Source organism: Ferrovibrio sp. MS7, assembly GCF_038404985.1.
GTDB classification, from domain to species: domain Bacteria; phylum Pseudomonadota; class Alphaproteobacteria; order Ferrovibrionales; family Ferrovibrionaceae; genus Ferrovibrio; species Ferrovibrio plantarum.
Window position 1 is genome coordinate 74,149 of record NZ_JBBKBA010000003.1, and the last position, 19,363, is coordinate 93,511.

General features: G+C 63.6%; 22 protein-coding genes. 17 read left to right on the forward strand and 5 right to left on the reverse strand.

Annotated features, from left to right (window positions below; all coding sequences use genetic code 11):
- Position 1: 1 nt before the first annotated feature.
- Positions 2-1,000, reverse strand: a complete 999-nt coding sequence (locus V6B08_RS18580) for an aspartate carbamoyltransferase catalytic subunit (RefSeq protein WP_341983691.1) — start codon at positions 998-1,000, stop codon at positions 2-4.
- Positions 1,001-1,074: 74 nt separating this feature from the next.
- Between V6B08_RS18580 and V6B08_RS18585 the strand changes: the two genes are divergently transcribed.
- Genes V6B08_RS18585 through V6B08_RS18610 form a run of 6 tightly spaced genes read left to right on the forward strand, consistent with a single transcriptional unit; the run spans position 1,075 to position 7,096 of the window.
- Positions 1,075-1,623, forward strand: coding sequence for a hypothetical protein (locus V6B08_RS18585; RefSeq protein WP_341983693.1), 549 nt, complete (start codon positions 1,075-1,077; stop codon positions 1,621-1,623).
- 45 nt (positions 1,624-1,668) lie between these two features.
- Positions 1,669-3,216, forward strand: a complete 1,548-nt coding sequence (metG, locus tag V6B08_RS18590; protein ID WP_341983695.1) for a methionine--tRNA ligase — start codon at positions 1,669-1,671, stop codon at positions 3,214-3,216.
- 23 nt (positions 3,217-3,239) lie between these two features.
- Positions 3,240-4,043 (forward strand): TatD family hydrolase, encoded by an 804-nt coding sequence (locus tag V6B08_RS18595; protein WP_341983698.1) that lies wholly within the window; start codon positions 3,240-3,242, stop codon positions 4,041-4,043.
- Between the two features lie 13 nt (positions 4,044-4,056).
- A complete protein-coding gene (locus V6B08_RS18600; protein ID WP_341983701.1) occupies positions 4,057-4,812 on the forward strand; it encodes an MBL fold metallo-hydrolase in 756 nt (251 codons plus the stop codon).
- Positions 4,806-5,807: a mitochondrial fission ELM1 family protein gene (locus tag V6B08_RS18605; protein WP_341983703.1), complete on the forward strand. Its 1,002-nt coding sequence runs from the start codon at positions 4,806-4,808 to the stop codon at positions 5,805-5,807. The genes V6B08_RS18600 and V6B08_RS18605 overlap by 7 nt, the downstream gene beginning before the upstream one ends.
- Positions 5,807-7,096, forward strand: a complete 1,290-nt coding sequence (locus V6B08_RS18610) for a hypothetical protein (RefSeq protein WP_341983706.1) — start codon at positions 5,807-5,809, stop codon at positions 7,094-7,096. Before V6B08_RS18605 ends, V6B08_RS18610 begins: the two co-directional genes overlap by 1 nt.
- A gap of 10 nt (positions 7,097-7,106) precedes the next feature.
- Here V6B08_RS18610 and V6B08_RS18615 read toward each other — a convergent pair whose 3' ends face one another.
- The gene (locus tag V6B08_RS18615; protein WP_341983709.1) at positions 7,107-7,379 is read right to left on the reverse strand and encodes a hypothetical protein; all 273 of its coding nucleotides are present in this window, start codon (positions 7,377-7,379) and stop codon (positions 7,107-7,109) included.
- 341 nt (positions 7,380-7,720) lie between these two features.
- On the opposite strand from V6B08_RS18615, the gene V6B08_RS18620 reads away from it, so the two are divergent.
- From V6B08_RS18620 to V6B08_RS18645, 6 genes are all read left to right on the forward strand, one after another.
- Positions 7,721-8,113 (forward strand): DUF6455 family protein, encoded by a 393-nt coding sequence (locus V6B08_RS18620; protein WP_341983711.1) that lies wholly within the window; start codon positions 7,721-7,723, stop codon positions 8,111-8,113.
- 131 nt (positions 8,114-8,244) lie between these two features.
- A complete protein-coding gene (mazG, locus tag V6B08_RS18625; RefSeq protein ID WP_341983714.1) occupies positions 8,245-9,063 on the forward strand; it encodes a nucleoside triphosphate pyrophosphohydrolase in 819 nt (272 codons plus the stop codon).
- A gap of 146 nt (positions 9,064-9,209) precedes the next feature.
- Complete coding sequence (locus V6B08_RS18630) at positions 9,210-9,533, forward strand: CsbD family protein (protein ID WP_440588827.1); 324 nt, start codon at positions 9,210-9,212, stop codon at positions 9,531-9,533.
- A gap of 54 nt (positions 9,534-9,587) precedes the next feature.
- Positions 9,588-9,881 (forward strand): CsbD family protein, encoded by a 294-nt coding sequence (locus V6B08_RS18635; RefSeq protein ID WP_341983716.1) that lies wholly within the window; start codon positions 9,588-9,590, stop codon positions 9,879-9,881.
- Positions 9,882-9,892: 11 nt separating this feature from the next.
- A complete protein-coding gene (locus tag V6B08_RS18640) occupies positions 9,893-10,195 on the forward strand; it encodes a hypothetical protein (RefSeq protein WP_341983718.1) in 303 nt (100 codons plus the stop codon).
- Positions 10,192-10,599 carry a hypothetical protein gene (locus V6B08_RS18645; RefSeq protein ID WP_341983721.1) on the forward strand — a complete coding sequence of 136 codons (408 nt, stop codon included), beginning with the start codon at positions 10,192-10,194 and terminating at the stop codon, positions 10,597-10,599. Before V6B08_RS18640 ends, V6B08_RS18645 begins: the two co-directional genes overlap by 4 nt.
- On the opposite strand, the gene V6B08_RS18650 is transcribed toward V6B08_RS18645, so the two are convergent.
- The gene (locus V6B08_RS18650; RefSeq protein ID WP_341983722.1) at positions 10,600-11,508 is read right to left on the reverse strand and encodes a LysR family transcriptional regulator; all 909 of its coding nucleotides are present in this window, start codon (positions 11,506-11,508) and stop codon (positions 10,600-10,602) included.
- A 135-nt stretch (positions 11,509-11,643) separates the two neighbouring features.
- On the opposite strand from V6B08_RS18650, the gene V6B08_RS18655 reads away from it, so the two are divergent.
- Positions 11,644-12,408: an SDR family oxidoreductase gene (locus V6B08_RS18655; RefSeq protein WP_341983724.1), complete on the forward strand. Its 765-nt coding sequence runs from the start codon at positions 11,644-11,646 to the stop codon at positions 12,406-12,408.
- Positions 12,409-12,480: 72 nt separating this feature from the next.
- Here V6B08_RS18655 and ssb read toward each other — a convergent pair whose 3' ends face one another.
- Positions 12,481-13,011, reverse strand: a complete 531-nt coding sequence (gene ssb, locus V6B08_RS18660) for a single-stranded DNA-binding protein (RefSeq protein ID WP_341983726.1) — start codon at positions 13,009-13,011, stop codon at positions 12,481-12,483.
- Between the two features lie 131 nt (positions 13,012-13,142).
- Here ssb and uvrA point away from each other — a divergent pair, with 131 nt between their 5' ends.
- Genes uvrA through trmFO form a run of 4 tightly spaced genes read left to right on the forward strand, consistent with a single transcriptional unit; the run spans position 13,143 to position 18,433 of the window.
- Complete coding sequence (gene uvrA, locus V6B08_RS18665; protein ID WP_341983730.1) at positions 13,143-16,076, forward strand: excinuclease ABC subunit UvrA; 2,934 nt, start codon at positions 13,143-13,145, stop codon at positions 16,074-16,076.
- Between the two features lie 19 nt (positions 16,077-16,095).
- Entirely contained in the window at positions 16,096-16,503 is a 408-nt protein-coding gene (locus V6B08_RS18670) for a GlcG/HbpS family heme-binding protein (RefSeq protein ID WP_341983732.1), read from the forward strand.
- Positions 16,504-16,506: 3 nt separating this feature from the next.
- A complete protein-coding gene (locus V6B08_RS18675; protein WP_341983734.1) occupies positions 16,507-17,091 on the forward strand; it encodes a regulatory protein RecX in 585 nt (194 codons plus the stop codon).
- On the forward strand, positions 17,084-18,433 hold the full coding sequence (trmFO, locus tag V6B08_RS18680) for a methylenetetrahydrofolate--tRNA-(uracil(54)-C(5))-methyltransferase (FADH(2)-oxidizing) TrmFO (protein WP_341983736.1): 1,350 nt from the start codon (positions 17,084-17,086) through the stop codon (positions 18,431-18,433). Before V6B08_RS18675 ends, trmFO begins: the two co-directional genes overlap by 8 nt.
- Here the strand turns inward: trmFO and V6B08_RS18685 are convergent.
- Positions 18,430-19,266 (reverse strand): phytoene/squalene synthase family protein, encoded by an 837-nt coding sequence (locus V6B08_RS18685; RefSeq protein ID WP_341983739.1) that lies wholly within the window; start codon positions 19,264-19,266, stop codon positions 18,430-18,432. The genes trmFO and V6B08_RS18685 overlap by 4 nt on opposite strands.
- Between the last annotated feature and the right edge of the window lie 97 nt (positions 19,267-19,363).

Genomic DNA, 19,363 nt, shown 5'->3' on the forward strand with positions numbered 1-19,363 from the left:
GTTATTCCCCGTGCCAGTTGGGCAGGTGGCGGGAGAGCATCTCAAGGCAGGCCATACGCACCGCCACGCCCATTTCCACCTGTTCGTGGATGACGCTGCGGTGGATGTCGTCGGCCACCTCGGTGTCGATCTCGATGCCGCGGTTCATCGGTCCCGGATGCATGATCAGCGCGTCCGGCTTGGCGAAGCTGAGCTTTTCGGCATCCAGGCCGTAGAGATGGAAATATTCGCGCGTGGAGGGCACGAACGACCCCTGCATGCGTTCCATCTGCAGCCGCAGCATCATCACGATATCCACGTCCGCCAGGCCCTTGCGCATGTCGTGAAACACCTCGACGCCGAAGCGGTCGGCATGGGCGGGCAGCAGGGTGGGGGGCGCGATCAGGCGCACATGGGCGCCCATGGTGTTCAGCAGATGGATGTTCGAGCGCGCCACGCGGCTATGCAGGATGTCGCCGCAGATGGCGACCCGCAGGCCCTGCAGCCGGCCCTTGCGGCGGCGGATGGTCAGGGCGTCGAGCAAGGCCTGGGTCGGGTGTTCATGGGTGCCGTCGCCGCCATTGATCACCGAGCAGCCGACCTTCTGCGCCAGCAGGGCCACGGCGCCCGAATCCGGGTGGCGCACCACCAGCAGGTCCGGATGCATGGCATTGAGCGTGATCGCCGTGTCGATCAGCGTCTCGCCCTTCTTGATCGAGGAGGTGGCGACCGACATGTTGATCACATCGGCGCCCAGCCGCTTGCCCGCCAGCTCGAAGGAAGTGCGGGTGCGGGTCGAATTCTCGAAGAACAGGTTGATGACGGTGCGGCCGCGCAGGCTGCCCTGCTTCTTGTCGATGGCCCGATTCTGCAGCACGTAGCGGTCCGACTGGTCCAGGATACTCTCGATATCCTGGGCGGAAAGCCCTTCGATTCCAAGGAGATGGCGGTGAGGAAAGGCTGGCCCGGGGCTGGCTCCTGCGGAGCCGGGCGGCGGGGCGGAGGGAGGGCTTGCGGACATTGGGCCGGGATCATACACATCCACTTGGGCGGCGGCAACGAACCCGTAAGATTTGTCCCGCTAAAGTGGATTTCATGGCGCAGCAACCGACGCACCAGTATTTCGACCCGCGCAAGTCGGCCGATCCGGTCGGCGAAGCCCTGCGTTTGCTCCAGGTGCTGGAAATGCGTGGCCGTCAGGCCGCCGAGGCCTCCCAGGAGACGTTCGAGCGGGCGCAGCTACTTTCCTTTGCCGAATACACCGACAGTTTCCGCCAGATGCAGGAGTTCCTCTCCTTTTGCGAGGTGCTGGAAGGCCGGCTGGAGCATATCGATGCCGCGACACGCCAGATGGTGCTGTCGGAAGTGAATGGCGTGAAGATGCGCTGCTATGCCGCCATGCTGCGCGCCATGGGTGCCTATCTCACCTGGATGGACCGGCGCGGCATGGTCAATTTCTTTGCCCAGGCGGTGTTGCTGAACCAGATCGATTCCCTGGAATTCTTCCGCACCAACTCCCTGCCGGAAATCCCCGCCCAGTTGGTGCCCGATTACCTGCCCGGGTTGCAGGCGGAGGTGGAGGCCAAGCTGCGCAAAATGCTCGACCGCTGCGTCGACATCCCGGATTTCCGCTTCGAAAATTAAGCCCAAGCGGTTTCTAAGCTGCTGGCAATGCACTATTTTGTGCCCATGACGCGCAACAGCTACTATATCACCACGCCGATCTACTACGTGAACGACAAGCCCCATATCGGGCATGCCTACACGACCCTGGCCTGCGACCTGATCGCCCGCTTCAAGCGGCTGGACGGGTTCGATGTGCTGTTCCTTACCGGCACCGATGAGCATGGCCAGAAGGTCGAGAAGGCGGCGCAGGCGGCCGGCATGGACCCCAAGGCATTCTGCGACCAGGTGAGCACCAATTTCCGCGAGCTGGCCAAGCGGCTGAATATTTCCAACGACGACTTTATCCGCACCACCGAGGAGCGCCACATCAAGTCGGTGCAGGCGTTGTGGAACAAGCTGGTTGAAGCCGGTGATATCTACCTCGGCTATTACGAGGGCTGGTACGCGGTGCGCGACGAGGCCTTCTACCAGGAGGAAGAACTCCAGGACGGCCCGCAGGGCAAGACCGTGATCGCGTCCGGTGCGCCGGTGGAGTGGGTGAAGGAGCCGTCCTATTTCTTCCGCCTCTCGGCCTGGGAGGAGCGGCTGCTCAAGTTCTACGACGAGCATCCCGATTTCATCCTGCCGAACAGCCGCCGCAACGAGGTGGTGAGCTTCGTGAAGGGCGGGCTGAAAGACCTTTCGGTCTCGCGTACCACCTTCAAGTGGGGCGTTCCGGTGCCGAACGATCCGGCGCATATCATGTATGTGTGGCTGGACGCGCTGACCAACTACATCACCGCCGCCGGCTATCCCGATACCAATGCGGAGAAGTACAAGCGCTACTGGCCCGCCGACATCCATATGGTCGGCAAGGACATCCTGCGCTTCCACGCGGTCTACTGGCCTGCCTTCCTGCTCGCCGCCGGGCTGGAGACGCATAAGCGCGTCTTTGCCCATGGTTGGTGGACCAACGAGGGCCAGAAAATTTCCAAGTCGCTCGGCAACGTGATCGACCCGCTGGCGCTGATCGACACTTTCGGCCTCGACCAGACGCGCTATTTCCTGATGCGCGAAGTGCCGTTCGGCAATGATGGCGATTTCCGCCGCGAGTCGATGATCAACCGTATTAACAACGAACTGGCCAACGGCATGGGCAACCTGGCGCAGCGCACGCTGAGCTTCGTTGCCAAGAATGCCAATGCCGCCGTGCCCGAGCCGGGTCCGTTGAGCGAATTGGACGAGGGGTTGCTGGCCCAGGCCGGCAGCCTGCTGGTGCAGATGCGCGCCGCCTTCGACCGCCAGGAACTGCATGTCGCGTTGCAGAACTGGTACGACTTGGTGGATGCCGCCAACAAGTATATCGACGTGGCGGCACCCTGGACTCTGCGCAAGACCGATCCGGCGCGGATGAACACGGTGCTGTGGGTATTGCTGGAAACCATCCGTCACCTCGCCATCCTGGCGCAGCCGGTAACGCCGGATGCAGCGGCGAAGCTGCTCGATCAGCTTGGCGTCTCGGAAGCGGCGCGCAGCTTCGCGCATCTCGGCGAACTCGGTCGCCTGCGTGCCGGCACGCCGCTGCCCGCACCCCAGGGCGTGTTCCCGCGCTTTGTCGAGGCGAAGGACTAAGGCGATGCTCATTGATAGCCCCCATGCTTATTGACAGTCACTGCCATCTCGACTTTCCGGATTTCAGCACCGAGCTGGATGCCGTGGTGGCACGTGCGCGCGAGGCCCGTGTCGGCCTGATGCTGACGATTTCGACGCGGCTCGACAAGTTCGCCCAGGTACTGGCGGTGGCCGAGCGTTTTCCTGATGTGTATTGCACCGTCGGCATTCATCCGCATGAAGCCGACGACCATGTGGATGTGGCGGCGGCGAAGCTGATCGAGCTGTCGAAGCACCCGAAGGTGGTCGGCATCGGCGAGACCGGGCTGGATTACTTCTACGAACACGGCAGCCGCGCGGCGCAGAAAAGCTGCTTCCTGGCGCATATCCAGGCGGCGCGCGAAACCGGCCTGCCGATCATCATTCACACCCGCGATGCCGATGACGACACGGCGGAGATTCTCGATCAGGAAATGGCCAAGGGCGCCTTCAAGGGCCTGCTGCATTGCTTCTCGTCCGGCCATGCACTGGCCGAACGCGCCGTCGCCCATGGCATGATGGTGTCCTTCTCCGGCATCCTTACGTTCAAGAACGCGAAAGCCGTGCAGGCCAGCGCGACATCCCTGCCGCTGGAAAGCCTGCTGGTGGAGACGGATGCGCCATATCTGGCGCCGATCCCGATGCGCGGCAAGCGCAACGAGCCCGCCTATGTGGCCCATACCGCTGCCTATCTGGCGCAACTGCGCGGCATCGGCGTGGCTGATCTGCAGCGCCTGACCACGGCGAATTTCCTGCGCCTGTTCGACAAGGTGCCGCCGCAGGCGGTCGGCGCCGCACTCGCTGCCTGACGATAATTAAGCAATGAAAAGCATCATCCTTGGCTGTGGCGCATCAACCGGCACGCCGCGCATCGACGGCGCCTGGGGCGCCTGCGATCCGAACGAACCGCGCAACCGCCGCAGCCGCTGCTCCATTGTAGTGGAAGAGGGCGATACCCGCGTTCTGGTGGACACCAGCCCAGACCTGCGCCAGCAATTCCTGAGCAACGGCCTCACCTGGGTTTCTGCGGTGGTCTGGACTCATGACCATGCCGACCAGACCCATGGCATCGACGATATCCGCATCCTGGCCTATGCGGCGCAGAAGCGGGTACCTGCCTGGGGCGACCAGTTCACGCTCGACCGTCTGACCAAGAAATTCAGCTACTGCTTCCACACTGTCGGCGGCTATCCGGCGATCCTTGAGCAGAAGTTGATCAACGGTCCGTTCCAGGTCGGTGCGCTTAACATCACGCCGATCCACCAGGATCATGGCTCGATGCATTCGCTCGGCTTCCGCTTCAACGATACGCTGGCCTATTCCAACGATGTGGTGAATCTGGACGACGAAGCCTTCGAGAAGCTGCGTGGCGTCAAGGTCTGGATCGTCGATGCGCTGCGTCACAAGCCGCATCCGACCCATGCCCATGTTGCCCGCACGCTGGAATGGATCGAACGCGTGAAGCCGGAACGCGCCATTCTCACCAACATGAATTTCGAGGTTGATTATGCCTCGCTCAAGGCCGAACTGCCGCCGCATGTCGAGCCAGCCTATGACGGCATGGTGATCGAATGCTGAAGACCATCTGGGCTGTTTCCGAACGTGGTGCCGTCGGCATGCAGAGCCAGGCGCTGGGCCTCGGCGAAGCCCTGTTCGCCGGCGGCGGCTTCGAGGCGCCCAAGGTGTATGAAGTGGCTTTCCGCTGGCCCTATACCTGGGCGCCGATGACGCCGGCCTTTGCCAGCATCAAGGCCCTGACCGCGGATACCGCTGCGCCGTTCGAGGAAGCCGCGAAGAACGCCCAATGGCCCGACCTGCTGATCACCTGCGGCCGCAAGTCGGCCTTGCTGGCGCTGGCGGTGAAGCGGATGAGCGGTGGCCGCACGGTCTGCATTCATGTGCAGGATCCGAAATCCGATCCGCGCCATTGGGACCTGCTGATCGTGCCCGAGCATGACCGTGCCCGGGCGCCGAATGTGCTGGTGTCGAAAGGCGCGCTGCACCGTGTCACCCGTGCCAAGCTGACCGCCTCGGCCGAAGCGCTGGCGCCACAGCTTGAACAGATTCCGTCGCCGCGCCTGGCGGTACTGGTCGGCGGCAACAACCGCTACTACACGCTGGATACGGAATGGATGGCCGGCTTCGTGGCGCAGCTTCGCCAGGCGACACAGCAAGGGCAGGGTGCCTCCTGGGGCATCCTCGCCACCATCTCGCGCCGCACCGGCGAGGCCGAGACCAATATCCTGCGCGGGGGCCTGGCCAGCATGCCCGGCACGTATCTATGGGATGGCACGGGACCGAACCCGTATTTTGGCTTTCTCGGCCTGGCCGATGCCATTCTTGTTACCTGCGATTCCGTGTCGATGATTTCCGAGGCCTGCGCCACCGGCAAGCCGGTCTACGTCGTCCGGCTGCCTGGGAATTCCAAGCGTTTCGACGCTTTTTTCGAGAATCTGCGCCGCCGCGGCCTGATCCAGTGGTTTGATGGCCATATCGCGCAATGGGAAAATACCCGGCTCGACGATATGGACCATATTGCGGACGAAGTGCGGGAGCGTCTAGGTTGGCGCTGATGCGCGCCCTATTGCTGCTCCCGCTGCTGCTTGCAGCCCTGTTCATTGGGGCCGGGCCGGTATTGGCCCAGGCACCGCAGCCATCGCTGACCCGGGTATCCGACCCGCCGCTGCTGCAATACCGCTATGTGCCGAGCTTCGTGCCGGAACTGCCGCGCAAGCGCGAGATGAACGGTCTCTACCGCAACGACCTGACGGCGTTGCGCGATCAGATCCTGGCCGAGAATCAGCGCGGCCATGAGTTGCCGTGTTCTTCGCAGATCCTCGAGGAAGCGCGCTGGCTGATGAACTACACCGGCGACAAGGCCGGCCTCGAGCGCCGTCTGGCCGATTTGCGCGAGAGCCTGAAACAGGCCGACCAGCGCTTTGCCTTCGAGCAGCAATCGGGCGAGGGCGGCTGGGGCGCCTGTTTCAAGGCCTGGTATCTGCGGCTGCATGCCAGCGTCGATCCGCTGAAAGAACTGATCCATGCCGGCAAGACGCCGCAATACCCCTTCCGGCTGCTGACGCCGGTGAACACGCCGGAAAAGCTGCGCGCCAAGATGCAGGAGCTGCTGATTTCCGATCTGGGCGCCGGCACCAACGACAACCGCAAGGAACTGAACCTGGTGGTGACGGCTTTGGCGCAATTGCTGTTCCTGCCGGGTATGGAAAAAGTGCTGCCGGCGGACCTGCCGCGCAATGAGCTGGCTGCCGCCTTGCGCGATTTCATCGACAATCACTGGCAGGACCCGGAAACCGGCTTCTGGGGCGCCTGGTACCGGGTGAATGGCGAGATCAAGCGTACCAACGACCTGTCCATTACCTTCCATGTCATCAGCTACCGCGATGACCGGCCGCCGCGCATGCGGCTGCTGGCGGATACGCTGTTTGGCATCCGCACCCAGCGCTATCCCTATGGCTGGCGCGACCAGGGTACCCAGAACAACCACCATGCCTATGACGTGGTGCGGCTGCTGCGCCGGGCCTGGCCAGATATGACCGAGGAACAGCGTCGGCGCTCCGAGGCCGAACTGGCGATCATGCTGTCGCGCTCGCTGGGCGTCTCGATCGACGACAATGGCCGTTTTTCCGACGATCCCTATAACAGCGTCGCGGAAGCCTATTATTTTGGGGTGTCGTTCCTCGACGAGATCGGCTTTTTCCGCAAGAGCCGGCGCTTCTGGACGCCGCTGGCGGTCACCGACGCGGAATCGCTGCGAGTGGCCCTGATGGCGAGCCTGAACAAGCTTGACCCGACCAATCCCATGGCGGCGGCGGCCAAGCGCAAGCTGGAAGCCAGGGATTAACCTATGCGGCTCAACGCCGCTGGCGCATGACCTCGACGCGGTCCATGCGGTTGCGCAACTCGGCGACATCGGCCGCCGTAATTTCGCTGTCGACCGCCAGGGAGGTCAGGCCGCTGATTAGGGTCATGCTGCGCCGGGCCAGCTCGTTCATATGGGTTTCGTGCTGCATGAAGCGGGCTTCCTGTTCGCGCTCGATCTCATGCTTGGCGAATTGCGCGCCGGCATAGCCGCCGCCAAGGCCGAAGATCAGAGCAAGCAAGGCAGGAGCAAACAGGCGGAGCATGGCGGGGTCTCACGGATTGACGCTGGCTGGCTGACAGGCCCGAGTCTTGTAGCGCAAGCCAGGGCGGCATGGTATCGCGTGCTTTGGCCGCGCCGGAGAGTGTGATCTTGCTTCATGGCGGTCGTGAGCCGTATTTGGCTGTATTTACCTGAAAACCAACATATTATATTTTCCATAATATACATTATCCGATAAATGGATATGGGGTCATGGTGCTCTGGAATGGCTGTTGGTGGCTGCGCCGGCCCGCCCCTTGATCCCGCCACTTGGCGGGTTTGCGATATTGGGCGGCTTTGACTTGGCGCAAGGCGCTGTTGCCAGACACCGCCTAGTCTGGCTGCATGAGCATCATCTCCCGCCTGTTCAAATCCGCGCCCGCACATCCTGCCGCCACCGCCGCCAAGCCTGAGGCTTCGGCCCGGACACCAGCCGCCGCACCACATGCTGCCGGCGATACCGCCAGCACCACCGCAAAGCTGCCATTCTGGCGCATGGCGCGCTGGCTCGGCACCTCTGTCGGCGAGCCAGACGACCACCGCAAGGACGCTCAGCGCGACGCCATGCTGCATGTCTGTCAGGGTTGCGCCAATCAACAGCCCTGTCAGCGCTGGCTGGACCAGAAGCATCCGGTCGGTTTTCCGATTTTCTGCCCCAATGCCCCGGACCTGCTCGACCGCCGTGACCATGAACGCCGGGCCGAGGCCGCGCGCCAGCCAGGCCGGCCCAAATCTTAAGCTGACAGCCGGGCCAGCCCGGTTTTCCAACCAGCCCCGTTCTCGAACCAGCCGGTCCCGGCCAGCCTCGTTCAGGGGGGCGAAATCTGCCAGGATGGCGGCAGCTTGATTCCCCGGACCAGGAAGCCGCCATGACCGCCACGCCCGCGCTGACCCGCCTGCTCGAGATCATGGCCCGGCTGCGCAACCCCGATGGCGGCTGTCCCTGGGACCTGGAGCAGACCTTCGCCACCATCGCGCCCTACACTATTGAGGAAGCCTACGAGGTGGAGGATGCCATCGCCCGGGGCGACATGGTGGGCCTCAAGGACGAACTCGGCGACCTGCTGCTGCAGGTGGTGTTTCACAGCCGCATGGCCGAAGAAGCCGGCCATTTCGCCTTCGAGGACGTGGCCGCCGGCATCGCCGACAAGATGATCCGCCGCCACCCCCATGTCTTCGGCAGCATCGAGGCCGACCGGCCGGACCAGGTGACGGCCAACTGGGAGGCAATCAAGGCCGCCGAACGGGCCGCCAAACACGCCAAGGACGCTGAGGGAGACGATGGCATTTCGGCTGTGCTGGCCGGCGTCACCAGCGGCCTGCCCGGGCTGACCCGGGCGGTGAAGCTGCAGAACCGGGCTGCCCGGGTCGGGTTCGACTGGCCGGACAAGGCGCCAGTGATCGACAAGATCAAGGAGGAACTCGCGGAACTGGAAGTCGAGATTGCCAGTGGTAATGTTGAGAAAATACACGAGGAATTCGGCGATTTCCTTTTTGTTATAGCGAACTTGGCCCGCCATCTTAAACTTGATCCGGAAGATGCAATGCGTGCCGCAAACCGGAAATTTGAACGTCGATTCAGCAATATGGAGCGTATACTTGAGAAATCAGGCAAGAGACTGGTGGACTGCGACCTGAACACCATGGACGCAGCCTGGAATGAGGCCAAGGCGCTGGACAAAAAATAAAGAGATTGGAATGGGTTAATGTTCAACTCGCCTTACATTCGCCGCGATATTACCTTCTAATGACCTCTTGTTCTCCCCGTAATGGCCATGCCGGCCGGCCAGTTTAGGGACCTCGGCGCAACCCGCGCCCACAATAGGAGGTCCCTATGCATACTTTCTCTATCCGTAAGACGACGACCATCGCCCTCACCGCCCTGGCAATCGCTGCCGCCGCGCCGCTGGCGCTGCCCAGCACTGCCCATGCCGCCGACCTGCCGAACTGGCATCAGGTCGAGGGCAACTGGAATCAGTTCGCCGGCAAGGTTAAGCAGCGCTGGGGCAAGCTGACCGAAGACGACATCACTGTCATCAACGGCAAGCGCCAGGAACTGGTTGGCAAGGTGCAGGAACGCTACGGCATCGCCAAGGCGGAAGCCGAGCGCCAGGTGAAGGACTGGGAAAACACCGAGCTGATCAAGCCGAAGTCCTAAACGTCGCCGGCTTGCCCAATCCGATTAATTTCACACAAAATCAGGAGAATAATCATGTCCAACACTACTGCGCGCGTTGACGCGAAGATTTCCGCGATCCTCCCGTCTTGGGACCGCATCGAGGGCAACTGGAAGCAGTTGACCGGCAAGGCCAAGGAACGCTGGGGCAAGCTCACCGACGACGAGCTGACCGCGATCAATGGCCGCCGCGAGCAGCTCTCGGGCAAGATCCAGGAGCATTACGGCATCATCAAGGATCAGGCCGAGCGCCAAATTTCCGACTGGATGGAAGCCGTGGACAAGGCCGAGAAAACGGCCAAGTCATCGAACCCGTCAGACCGGCATTAAGGAGCAGGACCATGGCACGCGCAACAACCCGCAACCCCGAAGCTGACTTGCGGGCGCTGCACAAGGATGTGGCTGAGCTGGGAAGTCAGCTCAGCTCCCTCCTCGCCAAGGTGAAGCAGAGTGGTGGCACGTTGGCAGAGGCCGAGCTTGGACTGATGCAGGAGCATCTCCAGGGCCTGCTGACCGAGGCCAAGGACAAGGGTCAGGAGGCAATCTCCATGGTAGAAGACACTGTGCGCGAGCGCCCTGCCGTAAGCCTGCTGGCGGCCTTTGCCGCCGGTGCCGTCCTCACCGGCCTGCTGCTGCGGCGATGAGCCTGCCGCAGCTCACCCTGGCCTTTGAGGTCATGCGGGCAGCCGCTTCGGCGCGGCAACGGCGGCAGCTTGCCGTCGTTGCCGTCGCCGGCGCGGTTGGCGCCTGCGCCCTGCTCTCCGGCCTGCTGCTGCTCGGCTGGTCGCTGTTCCTCGGGTTCGGCGCCCTGATGCCACTGCCGCTGGCGGCGGCCTCGGCAGCTTTCAGCCTGCTCGCCCTGTCGGCCCTGGCCGGCTACCTCGCCTACCGCCTGCGCCCGACGCCGGCCAACGACATCGCCGACCTGCTGGCGCAAGCCAAGCCGCTGCTGGCCCAGGCCGGACCGCTGGTGCAGCAGCATCCCGGCACCGCCGTACTTGCGGCGGCCGCTGCCGGTAGCCTGCTGGCGTTGCTCTTGCGCCGTTGATCAGGTGGCGTCCCAGCTCGGCGTCCCCTTGAAGGCGTCGGCGAGGAAATCAACCATCACCCGCACCTTGGCGCTGAGATGCCGGCGGCTGGGATAGAGCGCCAGGATGTCGATATCGGGCAGGCTGTAACTGGGCAACACCCGCACCAGACGGCCTTCGCGCAGATCGTCGCCGATCAGGAAGGTTGGCTGCCAGGCGATGCCATGGCCGGCCAAAGCCGCCGCCCGCGCCGTATCGCCGTTATTGGCCCGCAATCTGCCGCGCACGGTGGCTTTGTGGCTATTCCCGGCTGCGTCACTGAACAACCATTCATCGGCCATCGCGGCATTGGCGTTGATGATGCAGACATGCTGGCCGAGATCCGCTGGATGCTGCGGCATGCCGTGGCGTGCCAGGTAATCGGGCGCGGCGCAGGCGACGTTGTGCGACACCGCCAGCCGCCGCGCCACAAGGTTGGCCGAGCCGCTGCGTGAGATGCGCACGGCGAGGTCGAAGCCCTCCTCCACGATATCGACCACGCGGTCAACCAGCGATACGTCCAGTTCGACATCGGGATATTGCGCCATGAAGCGCGGCCAGAGCGGCGCCAGATGCAGCACGCCAAAACTCACCGGCGCGTTGAGGCGCAGCCGGCCGCGCGGCTTCATGTTCGAGGCGGCGGCCAGGGCTTCGGCTTCGCTCACGTCATCGAGGATAGCCTTGCTGCGTTCATACAGCGCTTCGCCACTTTCGGTCAGCGAGAGATGCCGCGACGAACGGTTCAGCAGCCGGGTGCCGAGATGGCCCTCCAGTTCGTTCAGGTAGCGGGTGACATTGGCCGGCGAGGTATTCAGCGCGGCAGCGCCCTGCACCAGGCTGCCCTTGCTCACCACACTGACAAAGACCTCGAAAGCGCGCAGGCGGTCCATGGCTCAACCCTCCAATATTCATATAAACTGAATTATATCCGCATTTAATTCGCCTATTAAATACAAAAAGCAAATCATACCTTGCTCCCATCAGCGAGCGCATCGGGCGCCGCAACCAAAACAGGAGTGAAGATCATGAACCGCTTGAATGGAAAGATTGCCCTGGTTACCGGCGCCAGCGCCGGCATCGGCCGCGCCACCGCGCTGCTGTTTGCCCAGGAAGGTGCCAAGCTGGTGGTCGGTGCCCGCCGCGAGGCGGAACTGTCCAGCCTGGTGGCCGAGATCCAGGCTGCCGGTGGCGAGGCCGTGGCGCTGGCCGGCGACGTGAAGTCGGAAGCCTATGCCAAGGCCCTGGTCGACCTGGCGGTGAGCCGCTTCGGCGGCCTCGACATCGCCTTCAACAATGCCGGTATCATCGGCGAAGCCGGCCCGAGCATCTCGGTGTCGGAACAGGGCTGGTCGGATACGCTCGCCACCAACCTGACCAGCGGCTTCCTTGGCGCCAAGCACCAGATCCCGGCGATGATCGCGCGCGGTGGCGGCTCGGTCATCTTCACCTCCACCTTCGTCGGCCACACCATTGGCTTCCCCGGCGTCGCCGCCTATGCCGCCAGCAAGGCCGGCCTGATCGGCCTGACCCAGGTGCTGGCCGCCGAATACGGGCCGGAGGGCGTGCGGGTGAATTCGATCCTGCCGGGCGCCGTGGATACGCCGATGTATCGCGGCATGCACACCACCCCCGAAGCCACTGCGGCCATGGACAACATGCATGCCCTGAAGCGGGTTGGCCGCCCGGAAGAACTGGCGCGCTCGGTGCTCTATCTCGCCTCCGAGGATTCCGCCTTCGTCACCGGCACCGCCAGCTTCGTCGATGGCGGCATTTCGATCACCCGCAGCTAACCGCTTCGCCAAACTAAAAAGGGCACCCGCGATGAACGGGTGCCCTTTTCGTTTGTCGCTGCTGAGCTTGGCTCAGAACGGAATATCGTCGTCCAGGTCGTCGCGGCGCGGCGCCGGCTTGCCGCCACCGCTGCGGCCCCCACCACCGGAGCCGCCACCAGCCGAGCCGCCGCCAAAGCCGCCGCCACCGTAATCGTCATCGCCGCCGCCGAAGCCGCCGCCCGAGGAGCCGCCACTGCCGCCTTCGCCGCGACCACCATCCAGCATGGTCAGTTCGCCGCGATAGCGCTGCAGCACGATCTCGGTGGTGTATTTTTCCTGGCCGGACTGGTCGGTCCATTTGCGGGTCTGGAGCGAGCCCTCGATGTAGAGCTTGGCGCCCTTCTTCACGTATTGCTTGACCACTTTCACCAGGTTTTCATTGAAAATCACCACCCGGTGCCACTCGGTACGTTCCTTGCGCTCGCCGCTATTCTTGTCGCGCCAGGTCTCGGAGGTGGCAATGGAGAGCTGGGCCACTTCATCGCCGTTCTGCATCGAACGGATTTCCGGGTCCCGGCCCAGATTGCCGACCAGGATCACCTTGTTGACGCTGCCAGCCATGGGCCGTTCTCCACTATTTGTTCTTGTATCTGTTCTCTAACTGGTCTTGTACCACCTTCTCAGCGTATAATGAAGACTTAGCGCAAAAAAAGCCGTTTCAGCCCCCTAAGCCCCCGTCAGTGAGCCGTCCCATGCAGAAGACCATCTCCGTCCGCGGCGCCCGTGAGCATAACCTCAAGAACGTGGACGTGGACATCCCGCGCGACAAGCTGGTGGTGCTCACCGGGCTTTCCGGCTCGGGCAAATCCTCGCTCGCCTTCGACACGATTTATGCCGAGGGCCAAAGGCGTTATGTCGAATCCCTGTCGGCCTATGCGCGGCAGTTCCTGGAATTGATGCAGAAGCCGGATGTCGACCATATCGACGGCTTGAGCCCGGCCATTTCCATCGAGCAGAAGACCACCTCGAAGAATCCGCGCTCCACGGTTGGTACCGTCACCGAAATCTACGATTACCTGCGCCTGCTCTACGCCCGAATCGGCATCCCCTACTCGCCCGCTACCGGCCTCCCGATCGAGAGCCAGACGGTGAGCCAGATGGTCGACCGCGTGATGGCGATGCCGGAAGGCACGCGCCTCTACTTGCTGGCGCCGATGATCCGTGGCCGCAAGGGCGAATACAAAAAGGAATTGCAGGACCTGCAGAAGCGCGGCTTCCAGCGCGTGAAGGTGGACGGCAAACTTTATGAGATCGCCGAAGTGCCGGCGCTGAACAAGAAGCTGAAGCACGACATCGAGGTGGTAATCGACCGCGTGGTGGTGCGCGACGGCGTGCAGGCCCGGCTGGCCGACAGTTTCGAGACCGCGCTCGGCCTCGCCGACGGCATCGCGATTGCCGAAGGTGCCGACGCCAAGCCAGGGGCAACCGGGGGCGAGCGCACCATTTTCTCGGCCAAGTTCGCCTGCCCGGTTTCCGGTTTCACCATTGATGAAATCGAGCCGCGCCTGTTCTCGTTCAACAATCCGTTCGGCGCCTGCCCGGTCTGCGACGGCCTGGGCAGCAAGATGTATTTCGACGCTGCCATGGTGGTGCCGGATGAGAATGTGACGCTTCGCGAAGGCGCCATCGCGCCCTGGGCCAAGTCCACCTCGCCCTATTACCAGCAGACGCTGGATGGCTTGGCCAAGCATTACAAATTCTCGCTCACCGCCAAGTGGAAGGATGTGCCGGCCAAAGTGCGCCAGGTGATCCTGCAGGGCTCGGGCGAGGATATTGTGCCGATTGCCTATGACGACGGCATGCGCAGCTACACCATCAAGAAGCCGTTCGAGGGCGTGATCCCGAATTTGGAGCGGCGCTGGCGCGAGACCGAGAGCGACTGGGTGCGCGAGGAACTGGAGCGGTTCCAGTCCGCCACCGCCTGCGAATCCTGCGGCGGGCACCGCCTCAAGCCGGAAGCCCTTGCGGTGAAGGTCGGCGGCAACCATATCGGCCAGGTCTGCGAACGCTCGATCCTGGAAGCACGGCAATGGTTCCTTGATCTCACCAAGGCGCTGTCACCGAAGCAGCAGGATATCGCCGCGCGCATCCTGAAGGAGATCAACGAACGCCTCGGCTTCCTGGTCAATGTCGGCCTGGATTACCTCACCCTGGCGCGGGCTTCCGGCACGCTGTCGGGCGGCGAAAGCCAGCGCATCCGCCTCGCCTCGCAGATCGGCTCCGGCCTTACCGGCGTGCTCTATGTGCTGGACGAACCCAGCATCGGCCTGCATCAGCGCGACAATGCCAAGCTGCTCGAAACCCTGACCTACCTGCGCGACATCGGCAACACCGTGCTGGTGGTGGAGCATGACGAGGAAGCCATCCGCACGGCGGATTATGTCATCGACATGGGCCCGGCCGCCGGCGTACATGGCGGCGAGATCATTGCCGAAGGCACGCCTGCCGATATTATGAAATCGGCCAAGTCGGTGACGGGACAGTATCTCTCCGGCAAGCGTTTCGTCGCGGTGCCGACCAAGCGGCGCCAGCGCGTGCCGAACAAGATCGTCCGCGTCATCGGCGCCAAGGCAAACAATCTCAAGAATGTCACCGCCGAATTCCCGCTCGGGCTGCTCACTTGCGTCACCGGTGTGTCGGGCGGCGGCAAATCGACCCTGACCATCGAGACGCTGTTCAAGGCGGTATCGCGCAAGCTGAATGGCAGCCGCGACATTCCTGGTGCCCATGACCGTATCGAGGGCCTGGAATGGCTGGACAAGATCATCGACATCGACCAGTCGCCTATCGGTCGCACACCGCGCTCCAACCCGGCCACCTATACCGGCGCTTTCGGTCCGATCCGTGACTGGTTCGCCGGCCTGCCGGAAGCCAAGGCGCGCGGCTATGCCGCCGGCCGCTTCTCGTTCAACGTCAAGGGTGGCCGCTGCGAGGCCTGCCAGGGCGACGGCCTGATCAAGATCGAGATGCACTTCCTGCCGGATGTCTATGTGCAATGCGATGTCTGCAAGGGCAAACGCTATAACCGCGAAACCCTGGATATCCATTACCGCGACAAGTCGATTGCCGATGTGCTCGACATGACGGTGGATGACGGCGTCGATTTCTTCAAGGCGGTGCCGTCAATCCGGGAGAAGCTGCTCACGCTGCAGCAGGTCGGCCTGGGCTATATCAAGATCGGGCAATCGGCCACCACGCTCTCGGGCGGCGAAGCGCAGCGCGTCAAGCTCTCAAAGGAACTCTCCAAGCGCGCCACCGGCCGCACGCTCTACATTCTCGACGAGCCGACCACCGGCCTGCATTTCGAGGATGTGCGCAAGCTGCTGGAAGTGATCCACGCCCTGGTGGATAACGGCAACACGGTGATCGTGATCGAACATAACCTTGAAGTGGTGAAGACCGCCGACTGGGTGATCGACCTCGGGCCGGAGGGCGGCGATGGCGGCGGCATGATCGTGGCCGCCGGCACGCCCGAGGACGTGGCCAAGGTGGCGGACAGCTACACCGGCCGTTATCTCAAGGAATATCTCAAACCCGCCGACAAGCGCAGCCTGGCCGATCTGCAATCGGCCAAGGCAACCCCAGATAAGACAACGCCGGCCAAGAAGCGCGCTGCCAGCCGCTAAGTTCATAGGAGATCAAGTGATGCTTACCCGTAAGATGCTGAGCCTTGCCGATGTGCAGGCGGTTGCCGCCGCTGCCGAGGCTGAAGCCGTGAAGAACAATTGGAAGGTCAGCATTGCCATCGTCGACGATGGCGGCCACCTGCTGCATTTCCAGCGCCTTGATGGCGCCGGCCTCACCACGGTGGCCATCAGCCAGGGCAAGGCCAAGGCTTCCGCCTATGCCCGCCGCCCGACCAAGGCACTGGAAGACATCATCGCCAATGGCCGCACGGCTTTCCTTTCGGTGCCGGATCTGGTGCTGCTGGAAGGCGCCGAGCCGATCATCGCCGATGGCATCTGCATCGGCGCGGTCGGTGTTTCCGGTGTCGCTTCATCGCAGGATGCGGAAGTGGCGCGTGCCGGCATTGCGGCGCTGAAGCTCACGTAAATCATGCCGGGACCGCGCTCGAAGCCAGGATCACGGCCGAAAAAGGTCGATCCCGGCTATCTCGAGCGCGCGGCGTTGTTCTACCTGGAGCGCTATGCCTCCTCCACCGCCAATCTGCGCCGCGTGCTGCAACGCAAGGTGCGGCGGCGGATGGAAGGCAGCGAGGATGGCCCGCCGCCCGAGGTAGCAGCCTGGATCGACGCGGTGATCGAGAAGCTGACCCGGCTCGGCTTCCTCAACGATCAGCGCTATGCCGAACAGCGCACGCGGCGCCTCTATGATGAGGGCAAGAGTTTGACCCGCATCCGCCAGACCCTGGCGGCCAAGGGCGTGAAGGCCGACATGACGACGGCGGCGCTGGAAAACCTGAGCGACGAAAGGCCGGAACCGGTAAGCGATCTGCCCGCCGCCATCGCCTATGCCCGGCGGCGCAAGCTCGGCCCTTTCCGCGCCGATCCTGAACAGCGCCGGGAAATGCGCCAGAAGGACATGGCGGCAATGGCCCGGCGCGGTTTTTCAAGTGACCTGATCCGGCGTATACTGGCCGCCGAGAGTGTAGAAGCGTTGGAGATGTTGCGTCATGACTAAACTGGTTCACGTCATCGGTGGCGGCCTTGCCGGCTCGGAAGCGGCCTGGCAACTGGCGCGCGCTGGTGTGCCCGTCGTGCTGCATGAGATGCGGCCCGAGCGCAAGACCGACGCGCACCAGACCGATGGCCTGGCCGAACTGGTCTGCTCCAATTCCTTCCGCTCGGACGATGCCGAGAACAATGCCGTCGGCCTGCTGCATGAGGAACTGCGCCGCTGCAACTCCGTGATCATGGCGGCCGCCGATGCCAACAAGGTGCCGGCTGGCGGCGCGCTGGCCGTGGACCGCGAGGCCTTTTCCGCCCAGGTGCAGCGCGCCATCGAAGGCGAAAAGCTGATCACCATCGCGCGCGGCGAGATCGTCGGCCTGCCGCCCGAGGATTGGGATAGCGTGGTGGTTGCCACCGGGCCGCTTACCTCGCCGGCGCTGGCCGAAGCCGTGCTCGGCCTCACTGGCGAAAGCAGCCTCGCCTTCTTCGATGCCATTGCGCCTATCGTGCACAAGGACAGCATCGACATGTCGAAGGCTTGGTTCCAGTCGCGCTACGACAAGGTTGGCCCCGAGGGCGACGGCGCCGATTACATCAACTGCCCGATGAGCCGCGAGGAATACGATGCCTTCATCGTCGCGCTGCTGGAAGCGGGCAAGACCGAGTTCAAGGAATGGGAAAAGAACACGCCCTATTTCGAGGGCTGCCTGCCCATCGAGGTGATGGCGGAGCGCGGCCCGATGACCCTGCGTTTCGGCCCGATGAAGCCGGTTGGCCTCACAGATCCGAACACGGGCAAGCGCCCCAATGCCGTGGTGCAGCTCCGCCAGGATAACGCGCTCGGCACGCTCTACAACATGGTTGGTTTCCAGACCAAGATGAAGCATGCCGAACAGGTGCGCATTTTCCGCATGATCCCGGGCCTGGAGAACGCGCAATTCGCCCGCCTTGGCGGCATCCATCGCAACACCTTCCTGAATTCGCCGAAGCTGCTGGATAAGCAACTGCGCTTGAAGGCACAGCCGCGGCTCCGCTTCGCCGGCCAGGTGACGGGCGTGGAAGGCTATGTGGAGAGCACCGCCATCGGCCTGCTGGCAGGTCGCATGGCCGCCGCCGAGCGCCTCGGTGCCAGCCTTGCTGCGCCGCCGCCAACCACCGCGCTCGGCGCGCTGCACAGCCACATCACCGGCGGCGCCGATGCCAAGACCTTCCAGCCGATGAATGTGAATTTCGGTCTGTTCCCGCCGCTGCCCGAGGATGTGCGGCGCGATGCCCGCAAGAAGGCAATGGCCCAGCGCGCACGCGCCGATCTCAGCACCTGGCTCGGCAGCCCGGCGGTGCAGGCCGCCTAGAACTTTCCGCGTAACGCCGCCCAGAGCAGCGCGAAGTGCTTGCGCGGCTGCGATGGTTCGGAGAGGGCTGCCGGATTGAAGCCGGCGCGCTCCAGTTGCTTCAGATGCAAAGTCGCGATGGTCAGCGGCAGCAAGGCCGGCAGCACGGCGCGGGCTACCGGGCGGCGGCGTGCCATCACCAGCAGGCGGCGGGCTTCCAGGCCGATCTCGCGCATCACCGCGAAAGTGCGCTGGTCCAACTCCTGCCGCAGGATGGCTTCCCAGGCCAACCCCTGCCCGCCCAGCATCTGCGCGGGCAGCAGCACGCGGCCTTGGGCAGCGTGGAACGGCACGGCGCGCAGGATGCCGGTGAGCGCATAGGCCTGGCCGGCATAATCCAGCGTCTCGCGCAGGCTCGCGTCGGGCACCACGCCTAGTGCCTGGCTGGCCAGCCGTTGCAACGGCGCCGTGGTTGCCCTGGCATAGTCCAGCAGTTCGGCCAAGCTAGCCGGCGGCGCCGGCTCCAGGTCGCGTTCGCGGGCATTGATCAAGGCCGCGACATCCTCGGCATTCCAGGCGGCGGCACCGGCGGCATGCAGGGCCTCGGCCACCGGATGCTTGCGCGGCGTGCCGGCGCGTATGCCATCCCAGGTTTCGCGCCACCATTGCAGCCGTATATGGCCCAGCATTGCCTCGCTCACTTGCTCGGCGCTGCGTGCGATCTCCAGGTTGAAGGCATAAAGCGCCCATAAAGCCGGGCGGGCGGCATCAGGCGCGAACAGCGCCGTCAGCCAGCGGTCGGGGTCGTGGCGGCGCAGTTCGCTGCCGCAATGGGTGGCCGAGTCGAGCTCCATGGCGGGTCAGCTATAAGCTGTAACCCGTCTTGCTGCCACCCCATTCTGTGATAGCCTGCCCAAGTCGAATCAAGCCCATAACAACAAGGAACCAGCA